The 14752-nt window shown below is 37.9% G+C and carries 14 protein-coding genes; 8 read left to right on the plus strand and 6 right to left on the minus strand.

Features of this window, described 5'->3' with window-relative positions:
• From rsmG to F935_RS07255, 3 genes are all read right to left on the minus strand, one after another.
• On the minus strand, positions 1-633 hold the full coding sequence (rsmG, locus tag F935_RS07245) for a 16S rRNA (guanine(527)-N(7))-methyltransferase RsmG (protein WP_016138315.1): 633 nt from the start codon (positions 631-633) through the stop codon (positions 1-3).
• A gap of 87 nt (positions 634-720) precedes the next feature.
• On the minus strand, positions 721-1410 hold the full coding sequence (murU, locus tag F935_RS07250) for an N-acetylmuramate alpha-1-phosphate uridylyltransferase MurU (protein ID WP_016138316.1): 690 nt from the start codon (positions 1408-1410) through the stop codon (positions 721-723).
• Positions 1410-2423, minus strand: a complete 1014-nt coding sequence (locus F935_RS07255; RefSeq protein WP_016138317.1) for an aminoglycoside phosphotransferase family protein — start codon at positions 2421-2423, stop codon at positions 1410-1412. Before F935_RS07255 ends, murU begins: the two co-directional genes overlap by 1 nt.
• Before the next feature lie 120 nt (positions 2424-2543).
• Between F935_RS07255 and F935_RS07260 the strand changes: the two genes are divergently transcribed.
• Positions 2544-4982 (plus strand): LPS-assembly protein LptD, encoded by a 2439-nt coding sequence (locus F935_RS07260; protein ID WP_016138318.1) that lies wholly within the window; start codon positions 2544-2546, stop codon positions 4980-4982.
• The gene (locus tag F935_RS07265; RefSeq protein ID WP_016138319.1) at positions 4982-6292 is read left to right on the plus strand and encodes a peptidylprolyl isomerase; all 1311 of its coding nucleotides are present in this window, start codon (positions 4982-4984) and stop codon (positions 6290-6292) included. The genes F935_RS07260 and F935_RS07265 overlap by 1 nt, the downstream gene beginning before the upstream one ends.
• Before the next feature lie 119 nt (positions 6293-6411).
• Here the strand turns inward: F935_RS07265 and fba are convergent, their stop codons facing one another.
• From fba to F935_RS07280, 3 genes are all read right to left on the minus strand, one after another.
• Positions 6412-7449 carry a class II fructose-bisphosphate aldolase gene (gene fba / locus F935_RS07270; protein WP_016138320.1) on the minus strand — a complete coding sequence of 346 codons (1038 nt, stop codon included), beginning with the start codon at positions 7447-7449 and terminating at the stop codon, positions 6412-6414.
• A 121-nt stretch (positions 7450-7570) separates the two neighbouring features.
• Positions 7571-7816, minus strand: a complete 246-nt coding sequence (locus tag F935_RS07275; RefSeq protein WP_005041128.1) for a hypothetical protein — start codon at positions 7814-7816, stop codon at positions 7571-7573.
• Between the two features lie 123 nt (positions 7817-7939).
• Positions 7940-9127 (minus strand): phosphoglycerate kinase, encoded by a 1188-nt coding sequence (locus tag F935_RS07280; protein WP_016138321.1) that lies wholly within the window; start codon positions 9125-9127, stop codon positions 7940-7942.
• Between the two features lie 138 nt (positions 9128-9265).
• Here F935_RS07280 and F935_RS07285 point away from each other — a divergent pair, with 138 nt between their 5' ends.
• The 6 genes from F935_RS07285 (at position 9266) to sstT (ending at position 14749) form a co-directional block, all read left to right on the plus strand.
• Positions 9266-9649 carry a DUF2237 family protein gene (locus tag F935_RS07285; RefSeq protein WP_003651438.1) on the plus strand — a complete coding sequence of 128 codons (384 nt, stop codon included), beginning with the start codon at positions 9266-9268 and terminating at the stop codon, positions 9647-9649.
• On the plus strand, positions 9649-10242 hold the full coding sequence (locus F935_RS07290) for a Maf family protein (RefSeq protein WP_016138322.1): 594 nt from the start codon (positions 9649-9651) through the stop codon (positions 10240-10242). Before F935_RS07285 ends, F935_RS07290 begins: the two co-directional genes overlap by 1 nt.
• A gap of 31 nt (positions 10243-10273) precedes the next feature.
• Positions 10274-11437 (plus strand): ribosomal protein uL16 3-hydroxylase, encoded by a 1164-nt coding sequence (locus F935_RS07295; RefSeq protein ID WP_016138323.1) that lies wholly within the window; start codon positions 10274-10276, stop codon positions 11435-11437.
• A 369-nt stretch (positions 11438-11806) separates the two neighbouring features.
• On the plus strand, positions 11807-12370 hold the full coding sequence (locus F935_RS07300) for a TetR/AcrR family transcriptional regulator (protein WP_016138324.1): 564 nt from the start codon (positions 11807-11809) through the stop codon (positions 12368-12370).
• A 466-nt stretch (positions 12371-12836) separates the two neighbouring features.
• Entirely contained in the window at positions 12837-13148 is a 312-nt protein-coding gene (locus F935_RS07305; protein ID WP_016138325.1) for an ArsR/SmtB family transcription factor, read from the plus strand.
• A gap of 398 nt (positions 13149-13546) precedes the next feature.
• On the plus strand, positions 13547-14749 hold the full coding sequence (gene sstT / locus F935_RS07310) for a serine/threonine transporter SstT (RefSeq protein WP_016138326.1): 1203 nt from the start codon (positions 13547-13549) through the stop codon (positions 14747-14749).
• The last annotated feature ends 3 nt before the right edge of the window (positions 14750-14752 follow it).

The following is a 14752-nucleotide window of genomic DNA, read 5'->3' on the forward strand; positions in this document are numbered from 1 at the left end:
TTAGATACGTTGAAGTAAAAGTAAATGACGTTGTTCATCAAGTCTTGGTACGCGCAGTTCAATCACTTTACATGAAAAGTCCTGCTTGAGCTGCTCAATTTCGTCAACTGGTACTACACCTTTCATCGCTGCGATTATACTGCTCTGATGAAGGTATGGCTGAGCCGCATCCACAAAGTCCGTTAAAGAAGCAAAAGCTCGACTTGTTATGACGTCAAACTGGCCAAGCTCATCAATTGTATCTTGATTCTCAACACGTGTTTGTACTGCCACAACGTTACTCAATTTAAGATCAGCAATAAATTGCTTCAAAAAACGAATTTTTTTACCATTAGAATCTAAAAGAACACATTGGCGTTGTGGCTGACAAAGAGCAACAATCATGCCAGGCATACCACCACCTGTACCCACATCAAGCAGTCTACCTTCAGGTAAGTCATTTAAAATACTTAGACTATCCAACAAATGCTTCACTAACATTTCTTTCGGATCACGAATTGCTGTCAGATTATATGCTTTATTCCAAAGTACCAAAGCATCTTGATACTTTAACAATAATGCCAAAGCTTCATCGCTAAGCGATAAACCTAATTTTTGACTACCCTGTTGTAACTCTTGAAAAAACGGATGCATAAACAGATAACATCTAAGTAAAATTTAAAACAAAGTATACCCATTTATGCATCGTGGAACACTAGTTAACGATTAGGGATTACACACTTAATCGTAGAAGCCTTCACGAATTTGCAAATCTAGCTCCATTAAACGCTCAGGCGTTCCCACATCTACCCATGCACCTTTAAGCTTTTCACCAGATATTTTTTGATTGTGCATTGCTTGTTTCAACAGTGGAGCTAAAGGACGTTTACCAGCTTCCAATCCATCAAAAAGCTTAGGATGGATAACAGACACACCACTAAAAGTGAGGTTCTCACCCATCACATCTTGATCGAATGTAAAAACACTTCCATCCAATAATGTAAAGTCACCTTCAGGGTGCTGTTTAGGATTATCAACCAACACAAGATGTGCTAAATCATCATTTAGCTGAATATGGCGTAGACCTTCAAAATCCATTGTCGTCCACACATCCCCATTCACTAGAATAAATGGATCTGTTCCAAGTAGTGGCAAAGCGTTAATAATTCCACCAGCTGTTTCCAGCCCTTCATCCTCTCGTGTCCAGCGGATATCCACACCAAATTGAGAACCATCGCCTAAGCTGCTGATGAGTTTATCGGCCAACCATGCAGAATTGATGACGATTTCAGTCACACCAATTTTTTTAAGTTTTTCAATATGCCACACAATAAGCGGCTTACCGCCTACCTCAAGCAGAGGCTTTGGTGTATATAGCGTGAGTGGACGCATCCGATTACCCAAGCCTGCGGCAAGAATCATTGCCTTCATTATGCTACTACCTCGTAGTTACCATATTTCGCGATGAACTTAGGCATAACTATGTCATTTATGAATAACATAAATTCATCAAGTTCAGCATAACCACGACTTTCTTCGAGCAAATACCACATGACACGTGGTAAATCTTTTAAATAACCTGATTTACCATCACGCTCAAATAGACGCACAAAAATGCCCAGAATTTTAATATGGCGTTGAATAGCCATTAAATCTGCATCACGCTTGAACTGTTCAAAACTACGGTTTTGTTTGGCAGACTCAGGCAATAAGTCATAAAAGACTCTAAACCATTGGTAAACATGCTCTGCATTCCATTGAACATAAGCATCGCGAGTAATCGAAATTAGGTCATAAGTATCTGCACCAATGACAGCATCCTGAAAATCAATTACCCCTAACTCTTGTTCATTTTCAATCTTCATCAGATTACGACTGTGAAAATCACGATGTACAATCACTTGCGGCTGAGCCAGTGCAGTTTTTGCTAACAAATCGAAAGCATCATCAATCACCTGTTGCTGCTTCGCATCCGGAATAATCTGCAAAGATGGCAGCATCCAGTCAGTCAACAGCTTCATTTCAGCTAACAATTTTTCATAGGAATATGCAGGAAACTGCTCCTGACCATTCACAGACTGCAAATGAATCAGCTGTTTAAAGCTTTGCTCATAATATTTATCGACTGTTTCATCATTTAATAATGTCGACAACAGTACATCACCAAAGTCTTCCAATAACAGAAAACCTTGAGCTAAATCTTTCGCGACGATCTGCGGTACGCGTACGCCATGGCCTGCAAAAAATTCGTCAATGGTCACAAACGGAACACAGTCTTCTTTTTCTGGAGGGGCATCCATGAGCATATACGTTTTATTTTGTAACTGGATACGCGCATAACGGCGGAAGCTTGCATCACCTGCTAAAAAAGCGATCTTAAATTGATCACTTTCAAGAACAGATGTAAGCCATGTATATATCAATTGTTCACGTTGTGTATTCATTTGCAATAAAATCTAAAACAAGCTGAGATTTTTGAAGGGTTAAGTGTAGCCACTTATAAACTTTTTCTCTATCATGCGACAATAATTAATTGTGAATTAGCATACTTGGTTAATGAGACAATGAAGCATCAGTTTAAATTTAATCCTTTAGCGACAGCTATTTTTACGCTCTTATGTGGCTCCATACAATCAAGTTATGCTGAGTCAGCTGATGTTGTCTCCAATATAGACAATAATCAACTTAAAGCGAGCATCAAAGAAGCCTACCCGGGTCAAGAGTTCTTTCAACAGTATTATGTTGATAAATCTGCACCTGAGGCACAGCTTCGTGACAATAAATATTTAAGCTCGGCATTTTGCCAGGGTACATGGGTTACACCGATTAACCCACAGACCAAAGCCTTAGATGCCGATAAGACGACTTCTGTCGTTACGGCTAATTATGGACATTATAATCCTGCCGGTGATTCTGTTTTAGAAGGTGACGTCGTTATTGATCAGGAAGGACGCACAGTTCGCGCTGACAAGGTTACGATTGATAAGACCCAAACCTTTGCACATGCACAAGGCCGAGTACAACTCGCTCAAGGTGGGTTACTTTCACAGAGTGACGAAATTAATTACAACCTAAAAAACCAGACTGGTAATTTAGAAAATAGTTTTTATATTTCAGAACAACAACATGCACATGGTCATGCAGGAAAAATCGAAAGAACATCGCCAAATGTGATGGTTCTTAACGATGCCACCTATACGACTTGCCCACCGGGTCAAAAACCAGGTTGGAAAATTCAGGCAAATAAAATTGAGTTAAATCAGGAAACTGGACGTGGTACAACCCACGGAACAAAACTATATGTTAAAGATGTTCCAGTTCTAGCAATTCCTTACTTTAACTTCCCGATTGATGATCGCCGAACTACAGGTATTCTCAATCCACAGTTTGGTTTCTCAAATGATGGTGGTGTTGAGCTTTCTGTTCCAGTTTATTTAAACCTCGCACCTAACTATGACCTGACACTTACTCCGCGTTATTTAGCAGACCGTGGTGCCATGTTAAAAGGTGACTTTCGATATTTAACCGATGGATTTGGTGCTGGTGAAATGTGGGGTGGCATGCTGCCATCTGACAAAGAATATGATGATAAAGATCGTAAAGATTTCCATTTTTTACATAACTGGGATATCAACGATCAATGGTCGACTAATCTAGAGTACAACTATGCTTCAGATAAAGACTATTTCTCAGATTTAGATAGTAGCCCTAACTCTAAAACAGACTTAAACTTACGTAGAGCATGGGAACTAAACTACCAACACGGTATTCCGGGTTTAAAAGCTCAGCTTAAAGTCGAAGATTTCCAGACACTTGATCCTGACATTGCCGATGTTGATAAGCCTTATGCACGTTTGCCACAATTCTTATTGAATTATGTGACGGGTAATCCATTAGGCTTACAATACGAATTCAATAACGATACTGCATACTTCAAGAAATCAATTACTGATGATTCTGCTCAGGAAAGTAGTGGTACACGTATCTACAACCAGTTTGCAACGCGCTACAACTACCGCACACCAGCAGCATTTGTAATTCCTGAGGTTTCCGTACGTTCTATTCAAACATTCTATGACAAGGACAGTATCGCATCTCAAAATCTTGATGGTGGTTCTGAAAATAAATCAGTCGTTGTACCTCAATTTACATTAGACACTGGACTGAATTTTGAACGTGAAGGCAAGTATTTACAAACGCTTACCCCTCGCGCATTTTATGCCTATGCCCCATACAAAGACCAAAGCAGCTATCCAAACTTTGACTCAACTTCAGCATCAGTAAGCTACGATCAATTATTTAACCCTTACCGTTTCTATGGACATGACCGTCTTGAAGACAACAACTTTCTATCACTTGGCGTAAGTTATAGTCTTTTTGACACAGTAGGCTTAGAGCGTTTACGTGCAAGTGTTGGTCAAAGTTATTATTTTGAAGATCGCCGTGTGACATTAAGGCAACAAGACGAGATTGATACCGAACGCAATACGGGTCCAGTTGTAAGTTTAACAAGTCAATTAAACCAAAACTTCACAATCGCAGCCAATTCAGCATGGATGTCTAATGGTGATAACGCTCAGCGTGATTTCCAAGTTTATTATACTGGAGATAAAGGAAATCTTTATAACTTAGGCTATTTCTATCGTAAAGATATTGCAGGTCGCCAAGATACTTACGATCAGGTTGTTGCATCGTTTATACAACCAGTTAAAGACAATTGGCGTATTATGGGCCACGTACAATATGACATGGACAATGATGTTGCCCGAGAGATCTTGTTAGGGGTTAACTATGAGTCATGTTGCTGGGGCATTTCTGTCTATGGTCGCTCATACTATAACGATCTAGATGATCCAAAATCTCCAGATGTTAGTGAAAAACGTGCCATTATGGCCGAAATTACACTAAAAGGTTTAGGTGGTTTAAACAATAAACTCGCGTCTTTACTTGAAAATCGCGTTTTAGGTTTTAACAAAATTAATCAATCTTGGACACAACGTTAATGAAGACAAAGCATCTTAAACAGTTTTTTAAAGCAACTACCCTTGCTGCCCTAATCTCTTCATCAATGCATAGTTTTGCCCAACCCGCTGATGAAGTTGTGGCAATTGTGGACAATAGCGTAATTTTAAAAAGCGATCTTCAACAAGGGATGGCTGAAGCCGCTCACGAACTACAAGCACAAAAAAAAGAGGTTCCACCTCAGCAATATTTACAATTTCAGGTGTTAGATCAGTTAATCTTACGTCAGGCACAACTTGAACAAGTTAAAAAATATGGCATTAAACCTGATGAAAAAAGCTTAAATGAAGCTGTATTAAAAGTAGCAAGTCAATCTGGAACTAAAAGTTTAGAAGCTTTCCAGCAAAAGTTAGATGCTATGGCACCAGGAACTTATGAAAGTTTACGTGGTCGAATCGCCGAGGATTTAGCGATTAGTCGTTTACGCCAACAACAAGTTATGTCTCGTATTAAAATTAGTGATCAAGATGTAGAAAACTTCTTAAAATCACCTCAGGGACAAGCTGCACTAGGAAACCAAGCACATGTAATTCATATGCGTATTACTGGTGACAACCCGCAGGAAGTTCAATCTGTAGCTCAAGAAGTACGTTCGAAGCTTGCGCAAAGTAATGATATTAACGCATTGAAAAAACTTTCAACTGCAAATGCAAAAGTTGATGGTGCTGATATGGGATTCCGCCCACTTTCAGACATTCCTGCTGAACTGGCAGCACGTATTACCCCATTGCAAGAAGGTCAAACAACCGACTTAATTTCAGTACGTGATGGTGTACATGTTTTAAAGCTTATTGAACGTAAACAAAATGAACAAAAAGCATTAGTACCTCAATATCAAACTCGCCACATTCTCATTCAACCATCTGAAGTGGTTAGCCTTGAGAATGCCAAGCAAATTATTGATAACATCTATAAACGCTTAAAAGCTGGTGATGATTTTGCAACTCTTGCAGCTACCTATTCAAATGATACGGGCTCAGCACGTGATGGTGGCAGCTTAGGTTGGGTAACGCCGGGCATGATGGTGCCTGAATTTGACAAAAAAATGCAGGAAATTCCTGTAGGTGAAATCAGCGAACCATTCCAAACTCAATTTGGCTGGCACATTTTACAAGTAACTGAAAAACGTGAAAAAGATATGACTCATGAATATCAAGAGCGTATGGCACGTCAAATTTTAGGTGAACGTCAATTTAATACTGAAATCGACAGCTGGCTACGTGAAGTACGTGCAAATGCCTATGTAGAAATTAAAGATCCAAGTCTAGACAAAAAGAACTTACAAAAGTAAGTCTTTTTCTCTTCATCAAAACCTGTGTTCATCACAGGTTTTTTTATGAATAAAATTTATATAATAAAAAACCGGCTATATAAAATAACCGGTTTTTTTAAATTAAACCCTAACGGGAATTATTTATAACGATCAACCATTTTCTCTAAAGAAATTGGACGGATCTTGTCAGCATTTCCAGCTGTACCAAATGCTTCATAACGATCAACACAAATTTGCTTCATTGTATCAACGGTTTTAGCAAAGTATTTGCGTGGATCAAACTCAGATGGATTCTCAGCCAAAAACTGACGAATCGCACCAGTTGAAGCTAAACGTAAGTCAGTATCAATGTTGATTTTACGTACACCATGTTTGATTGCTTCTACAAGCTGCTCAACAGGTACACCATAAGTTTCGCCGATATTACCGCCGAACTCATTGATTACCTTTAACCATTCTTGCGGAACAGAACTCGAACCATGCATTACAAGGTGAGTATTTGGTAATGCCGCATGAATTTCTTTAATGCGGTCAATTGCCAAGATATCGCCTGTAGGTGGACGCGTAAATTTATACGCACCGTGTGAAGTACCAACTGCAATTGCTAGTGCATCAACATTTGTATCAGCAACGAACTGAGTCGCTTCTTCAACAGAAGTTAAAAGTTGTGAGTGGTCAAGCACACCTTCTGCACCCACACCATCTTCTTCACCAGCCATACCAGTTTCAAGGCTACCTAAACAGCCAATCTCACCTTCGACAGAAACACCACATGCATGTGCTAAAGCAACAACATTACGAGTTACATCAACATTGTATTCGTAAGATGTAGGCGTTTTACCATCTACACCCAATGAACCGTCCATCATCACTGAGCTAAAGCCAAGCTGAATTGAACGCTGACAGATATCAGGGCTTGTACCATGATCTTGGTGCATTACCACTGGAATATGTGGCCATTCTTCAATTGCAGCCAAAATAAGATGGCGTAAGAATGGAGCGCCTGCATATTTGCGAGCTCCAGCTGATGCTTGAACAATTACAGGTGAATTGGTTGCATCCGCGGCAAGCATGATTGCGCGCATTTGTTCTAAGTTATTTACGTTAAATGCTGGTACGCCGTAGTTATGTTCAGCAGCGTGATCCAAGAGCTGGCGCATTGAAATGAGTGCCATAATATCCTCCCAGGTAGTGCGGGTTATTCTACCCTTTCATTTATTTCAATTCAGCAACAAATCACAGTATTTCAAAAAAAATCCCCGCATATGCAGGGATTTTTTAACAAAAAACAACAAATTAATGTGTTTCTGAAGCAGCAGCCTCACTTGGTGCACTACCTTCAACCACATCGGTATTCTTTTCATCTAAAACTGGCTTATCAATCGCATCAATTGCTGCTTGTTGCTCAGGTGTTACTTTTTCAGAAACAGCCGTAGAAGCTGCTGATTCTTGCCCAGCCTGAGATGCTTCATCTTTCTTAGCACAAGCAGTCAACATCATCGGTACAATTAACAGAGCAGCAAATGTAAGCTTTAAATTCATCACTATTGTCCACAGTTGGTGATTTAATGCTCGCTATTTTATTGCAGATATATGACAGTTTAATGACCTATCCATGAAAAAGGGACTGGTTACCCAATCCCTTCTTATTTTTAGATAACAGTGTTAAGCACGCTCAAGTAAAGCAGCGACTGCTGGCAAAGTCTTTCCTTCAACAAACTCAAGGAATGCACCGCCACCTGTAGAAATATAACCAATTTGGTCAGCAACGTTATATTTATCAATCGCAGCTAAAGTATCTCCGCCACCAGCAATCGAGAAACCAGCAGATTGAGCAACAGCAAGAGAAAGTGCTTTAGTACCCTCACCAAACTGATCAACTTCAAATACGCCTACAGGACCATTCCAAAGAATCGTTTTTGATGTAGTTAAAATATTTGAAAATGCTTTAGCTGTTTCTGGACCAACATCTAAAATCATGTCGTTTGATGTTACATCTTCTACTTTCTTCACAACTGCTTGCGCTGCTGCCAAAGAACCCAAGAAATCTTCAAAATTAATTTGCGAAGCATCGGCAACCACCACATCTGTAGGAAGTGGAACACTTACTTTCGCAGCAATTTGTTTTGCAGTTTCAACCAAGTCAGCTTCATATAATGATTTACCAACATTAAACCCAGCAGCAGCCAAGAATGTATTTGCAATACCACCACCAACGATAAGTTGATCACAAATACTAGAAAGTGAGTTTAGAACATCAAGTTTAGTTGAAACTTTAGAACCTGCAACAATTGCAACCATTGGTTTTTCAGGAGTTTGCATTGCACGGCCTAGTGCATCTAACTCAGCTGCCAATAAAGGACCTGCTGCAGCTACAGGAGCAAAACGAGCTACACCTTCAGTAGATGCTTCTGCACGGTGAGCAGTACCAAAAGCATCCATTACAAATACATCGCATAATGCAGCATATTTTTGTGCAAGCTCTGGATTATTTTTCTTTTCGCCATGGTTAAAGCGTACATTCTCAAGCAATACAACTTGACCAGCTTCAACTTCTACGCCACCAAGGTAATCTGTTAACAATTTAACGTCTTGACCCAATACTTCTGTTAAATAAGCAGCGACTGGTGCAAGTGATTGTTCCGGCTTTGGTTCACCTTCAACAGGACGACCTAGATGTGAAAATACCATCACTGCTGCGCCTTTTTCTAAAGCTGCTTTGATAGTCGGTAACGCTGCACGTAAGCGAGCATCGCTAGTAATCACACCATTTTTGACAGGAACGTTTAAATCTTCACGAATAAGGACGCGTTTACCTGTTAAGTTAAGGTCAGTCATACGCTGAAAATTCATGTAAAGCTCTCTTTATGATTTTAAAAACGCGCCAATTTTAAATGATTACATCAAAAAAGGTTAGTTTTTTTGCATAAAAGCTGTAGAAAGCCTGAGTTTTGATTATGATAGAGATAGTCATTTGATATTTCATCCATTATGTCTATTCATCCAGATCCACAAATCAATCGTTTAAATGTTTTAGGGGAACCTTTAGCAAGTTGTTGTTTCGACCCTATTACTGGCTATTTTAGAAATGGTTTCTGCCACACAGCAGTAACAGACCTTGGTCAGCATACCGTATGTGCGCAAATGACCTCTGATTTCTTAAATTTTTCACAAAAAATAGGTAATGATCTTATTACCCCGTTACCGGAAGTAGATTTCCCCGGCCTAAAGCCCGGTGATTTCTGGTGTATCTGCGTAACTCGTTGGGTAGAAGCTTATCAAGCGGGTCAAGCCCCTCCCATCAAAATACATGCATGTCACCAAGCTGTATTAAGCTATGTGCCTTTAGATGTTTTAATGGAATTTGCAGTATAATGGTACAGCCACAAATTATTTTGGCATCAAGCAGTCAAACGCGTAAAGCCTTAATGGATCGCTTAGGCATTAACTATATCTGTGTGAGTCCAGATATTGATGAGAGCCCTCGCAATGAAACCCATGCAGATGAACTTGCGCAAAGATTAGCTTTCACCAAAGCTCAAGTAATTGCTGCACAAAACCCACATGCAATTATTATTGGTTCCGATCAAGTCGCATGGCGAGAGCACGCCCCTAATGACTTTATTGGTAAACCAATGACCATTGAAAATGCTAAAGTTCAATTAGCAGAAAACTCAGGTCGAACTGTCTTTTTTAGTACTGCACTCAGTGTGCAATGGCTTGAGAGAAATTTTGAGCTAACACTTGTTGAACATTACCAAGTTAAATTCCGAACCCTAACTCAAGCTGAAATTGAACGATATATTGCATTAGATCAACCACTCCATTGTGCTGGTAGCTTTAAGTGTGAAAGTTTAGGAATTAGTTTGTTCGAAAAAATGACAGGCCAAGATCAAACGACTCTTATGGGTTTACCAATGATTCAGCTTTGCCATATTTTAAGGCAGCTTCGTCTCCAGATTCCTTAATTTTAGATATTTTTATAAATAGGTTATTTCCATGACAGAACCCTTAACAGTTTTAGGTGGTATTACTGCCGAACAATTTTTAGCAGAATATTGGCAGAAAAAACCTTTACTGGTACGTAACGGGTTGCCAGAAATTGTCGGTCTTTTAGAACCCCAAGATGTGCAAGAACTTGCTTTAGAGGAACATGCAAGTGCTCGACTCATTCGCCAAAAAGATAAAAATCCAAATGAATGGCATGTTAAGTCTTCACCTTTAACTAAAGGTGACTTTCAAAAGTTGCCAAAACTATGGACGCTTTTAGTACAAGCTGTAGACCACTACTCTTTTGATCTTTCTGAGCTTTGGAAAAAATTTCCATTTATTCCTCAATGGCGCCGCGATGACATTATGGTCTCTTACGCTCCTAAAGGTGGTTCAGTAGGAAAACATTTTGATTTTTATGATGTATTTCTAGTTCAGGGTCACGGACACCGTCGCTGGCAGTTAGGACAAATGTGCGATGCAAATACGGCATTTGTAGCAAATCAACCATTAAAACTTCTGCCAGAAATAGATGTGCAATTTGATGAAGTTTTAGCACCTGGTGATTTACTATATGTTCCACCCGGAATGGCACATTATGGCGTTGCCGAAGACGATTGCCTCACGTTCTCATTTGGCTTTCGCATGCCAAACGTTGCAGGAATGATGGAGCGTATTAGTGATCAATTTTCAGCTAATACTTTATTGCAAAACCCTGTTTTAGACATCGCGCGTAAACAAATGAGCCAAATTGGTGAAATTAACGCAACCGAACTAGGTCACCTAAAAGACTTAGTATTGGCTCAATTACAAGATTCAGCAGCACTTGATGCCGCTATCATGTCTTATATGAGTGAACCCAAATATCCGGATAATATTCCAGAAGCTGATGAAATCGAAGCTGATGACTTGAAAGAAATCTTACAAGAAGGATATGAAGTTCTTTTAGAGCCAGCCTCTCGACTACTTTATACAGAGCAAAACGCAACCCTAAACTTTTGGGGAAATGGTGAAGCCCTATTTATAGCTGAGTCTTTCGGACAAAAACTAAAAGCGATTGCCAATGGAGCGAGCCTGCCATTCGATAGCCAATTTAATGATGATGAAATACTAGAGAACGTTGCTCACTTATTAAATGAATCTATTCTTATGCTTTTGCCTCCTGCTGAGTAAATGCCTTAATAAAAGTAGATTTTTTCATGAAAGTGGAAAAATCTACTTTTAAAATTAACAACCGAACTCAAAAGATATACGACTAATATTCATTAAATTTATCTAAAAATCTTTAAATAACACGTATCTAAGGTTATTAAGCTGAAGAAATTTTGAAATGAGAATTAAAAATAAAAAGACTAATTATTAAAAATAATGAGATACCTCTTACTTACTTTTTCCTTAAAATTTAAACGATAGCGTTTAAAAAAATAATATCTTTTTTCTATCAATAACAAACAATACCTTGTAAAATTAAAGATCCAGATTCTCATTAATACAGATCACAGTTCAAGCGAATAGCAATTCATTTGTGAGAGGCTAAAAAATATGTCGAAAAAAGATGACATTATTAACACCGCATTAAGACTTTTTAACTCGTATAGCTATAATTCTATAGGGGTAGATCGCATCATTAATGAATCTGGCGTTGCAAAAATGACTTTTTATAAGCATTTCCCATCGAAAGAAAAGTTAATTGAAGAATGCCTACTTCTACGGAATACGCTTTTACAAAACTCTCTTACTGCTGCCTTATCAGAACATGATGAGTTAGACCCTCTTGCGAGAATTAAAGCAGTATTTTTATGGTATTCCAACTGGTTTAATAGTGAAGATTTTAATGGCTGTATGTTTCAAAAAGCTTTAGAAGAGGTGTTGAAACAATATCCATCAACACATCAACCTGCCACTTTGTATAAAGCTTGGTTGACTCAACTGATGCAAAATCTTCTTAACCAATATGATGTAAAAGAACCAGTTCCTTTATCTTTATTACTCGTTAATATATTGGAAGGTATGACCATACAAGCTCAGGTCGAACATGGTTCAATAAAAATTTATGATTATTGGAATCGAGTTGAAAAGTTAATCGACTTTGAAAGAGCTGCTTAAAAATAAAGCGCGACATTCTTCTTCTTATATTAATATTCTTCTTCTCTATCACGCTGCGTCTGAAAGTCATTTTGGTTCAAAATTAGATGTTTTTTTCGACCCTACCGAACCAAAATATACAGACCTGTCTGTACAAAACAGATTATATATTTAAAAAATAAAAACTCAATCATTTTTTATGTTTCATTTAAAGATAAATTAGATTTAACTATTTATCGGAGTGAAATAGGACATATTTCACATTAACTTCAATTCACTTATACTTAACAATTAAACTTATAACACAATGCAACACTTCAAACACAAAAGAAATACAAACAACTGTTTTTAATTAAAAATACTACTTATTTATCAGTTCCCCTTATATTGCTTTTCAACAAAAACAATTGGATTGATTAGTTTTGCTACATTCATTTCCGCAAGATCAATCTATACTATGCCCGCTATATTGATATAGGTATAAAGTATGAAAGATGGACTCCAAATTGAAGAAATGAAAAATGCGGCTGATTCAGTCGTCGGAATTCTCAAATCTTTGGCGAATACAGATCGTTTATTAATTTTATGTCACTTAGCTTATGAAGAGCTAAATGTCTCACAAATTGAAGAGAAGACCCAAATTACACAGCCCACTCTTTCACAACAGCTTATGATGTTACGTAAAAGTGATGTTGTATCAACTCGTCGTGACGGTAAGCAAATTTTTTACTCTATTAAGGATGACAATATGCATTCAATTTTAAATACGCTTCACCAACTGTACTGTGAAAGTAAATAATATCTTTAAATTATAATTTTATAATAATATTAGTAATTTCCTGAAATATGCGATTTTTCAGCTTGAAAGCTTAGAGTTTAGTCCAAGCACAAAGTTTTGAAAATTCGCGTAGTTTTTCCAAAGTCTCATTTACCCCGTTTATCATTCCATTAATTCATTTCTCTGTAATTTGATAGTTATTTGATATAACTCTTTTTCTGACGAACAATTAACAAGCAACACCACAAGTAAAAAAGGTAAAACTCAAATAATAAATCAATTTAAAACAAAAACTTAATATTACCAATCATTATAAAAAAATCTAGTTGGTATAAAAAAGCTTAAGATTCACTTAACTTAAGTATAAAATACTCCGCTTGTTCAACCTTTAGCCACGAATAGGTTAATAAGGCCTTTATATGCTTGCATTCTTTTCTCGATTAAGCTTAGTCACTAAGATTATTATCGCCATTATTTTAGGTATTGGTGTTGCATTACTATTTCCAAACGTTACGCCTTATTTAAGTTTATTTGGTGAGCTTTTCATTAAAGCTTTAAAATCGGTTGCCCCTATTTTAGTTTTTGTATTGGTACTTTCTTCTATCGCCAACTTTCAAGTAGGTCATAGCGCAAATTTACGTCCAATCATAATTTTATACGTAATCGGTATGTTGCTTGCTGCTTTCACAGCTGTGATTGTTAGTCTTTCTTTTCCTAGTACATTGTTCCTTAACACTGTTTCGCACAATGATTTGCAAGCACCAGGAAGTTTAGCGGATATTTTAAAAAATCTGCTTTTAAGCTTTATTGCCAACCCTGTTCAAGCAATTAGTGAAGCAAACTTTATCGGTATTTTAGCTTGGGCAATTGGCTTAGGTTTAGCTATGCGCCATAGCTCTGACACCACAAAAGAAGTAATGCAAGATGTTGCGCATGCTGTCAGCGCTATTATTCATAAAGTAATTGCTTTTGCACCTGTCGGTATTTTCGGTTTGGTTGCAGTAACTTTTGCTGATGCTGGCCTCGCAACCCTTGAAAGTTATGCACAATTATTAATAGTACTGTTAGGTACGATGTTCTTTGTTGCTTTAGTTATTAATCCAATTCTAGTTGCACTTACTATACGTGGGAATCCATATCCTCTCGTGTTTAAATGTCTTAAAGAAAGTGGGATTACGGCTTTCTTCACACGAAGTTCAGCAGCCAACATTCCAGTTAACCTAGATTTGGCAGAACGCTTAGGTGTTAATCCATCTACAGCAAGTGTGTCTATCCCATTAGGTGCGACAATCAATATGGCTGGTGCAGCAGTAACAATTACTGTGCTCACATTAGCAACTGTACATACGCTTGGAATTCATGTTGATTTTGCAACAATGCTTATTTTATCAGTTGTTGCTACAGTTTCAGCATGTGGTGCTTCTGGTGTAGCTGGGGGTTCTTTACTTTTGATTCCAGTAGCATGTAGTTTATTTGGTATTTCAACTGAAATTGCTATGCAAGTGGTAGCTATTGGTATGATCATTAGTGTATTGCAAGACTCTACAGAAACAGCGCTTAACTCTTCTACGGATGTTTTATTTACCGCAGCTGTAGATATTCGTTCTAAACAAGCTTCTTAAAAA

Origin of the sequence: Acinetobacter calcoaceticus ANC 3811 (assembly GCF_000399665.1) — a bacterium.
GTDB classification, from domain to species: domain Bacteria; phylum Pseudomonadota; class Gammaproteobacteria; order Pseudomonadales; family Moraxellaceae; genus Acinetobacter; species Acinetobacter calcoaceticus_B.

Coding starts and splice junctions, on each gene's coding strand:
- F935_RS07275 (WP_005041128.1), bottom strand. CDS start 7,816: ATGAATTTAAAGCTTACATTTGCTGCTCTGTTAATTGTACCGATGATG.
- F935_RS07295 (WP_016138323.1), top strand. CDS start 10,274: ATGACAGAACCCTTAACAGTTTTAGGTGGTATTACTGCCGAACAATTT.
- F935_RS07265 (WP_016138319.1), top strand. CDS start 4,982: ATGAAGACAAAGCATCTTAAACAGTTTTTTAAAGCAACTACCCTTGCT.
- F935_RS07255 (WP_016138317.1), bottom strand. CDS start 2,423: ATGAATACACAACGTGAACAATTGATATATACATGGCTTACATCTGTT.
- F935_RS07285 (WP_003651438.1), top strand. CDS start 9,266: ATGTCTATTCATCCAGATCCACAAATCAATCGTTTAAATGTTTTAGGG.
- F935_RS07280 (WP_016138321.1), bottom strand. CDS start 9,127: ATGAATTTTCAGCGTATGACTGACCTTAACTTAACAGGTAAACGCGTC.
- F935_RS07300 (WP_016138324.1), top strand. CDS start 11,807: ATGTCGAAAAAAGATGACATTATTAACACCGCATTAAGACTTTTTAAC.
- F935_RS07305 (WP_016138325.1), top strand. CDS start 12,837: ATGAAAGATGGACTCCAAATTGAAGAAATGAAAAATGCGGCTGATTCA.
- F935_RS07290 (WP_016138322.1), top strand. CDS start 9,649: ATGGTACAGCCACAAATTATTTTGGCATCAAGCAGTCAAACGCGTAAA.
- F935_RS07260 (WP_016138318.1), top strand. CDS start 2,544: ATGAAGCATCAGTTTAAATTTAATCCTTTAGCGACAGCTATTTTTACG.
- murU (WP_016138316.1), bottom strand. CDS start 1,410: ATGAAGGCAATGATTCTTGCCGCAGGCTTGGGTAATCGGATGCGTCCA.
- fba (WP_016138320.1), bottom strand. CDS start 7,449: ATGGCACTCATTTCAATGCGCCAGCTCTTGGATCACGCTGCTGAACAT.
- sstT (WP_016138326.1), top strand. CDS start 13,547: ATGCTTGCATTCTTTTCTCGATTAAGCTTAGTCACTAAGATTATTATC.
- rsmG (WP_016138315.1), bottom strand. CDS start 633: ATGCATCCGTTTTTTCAAGAGTTACAACAGGGTAGTCAAAAATTAGGT.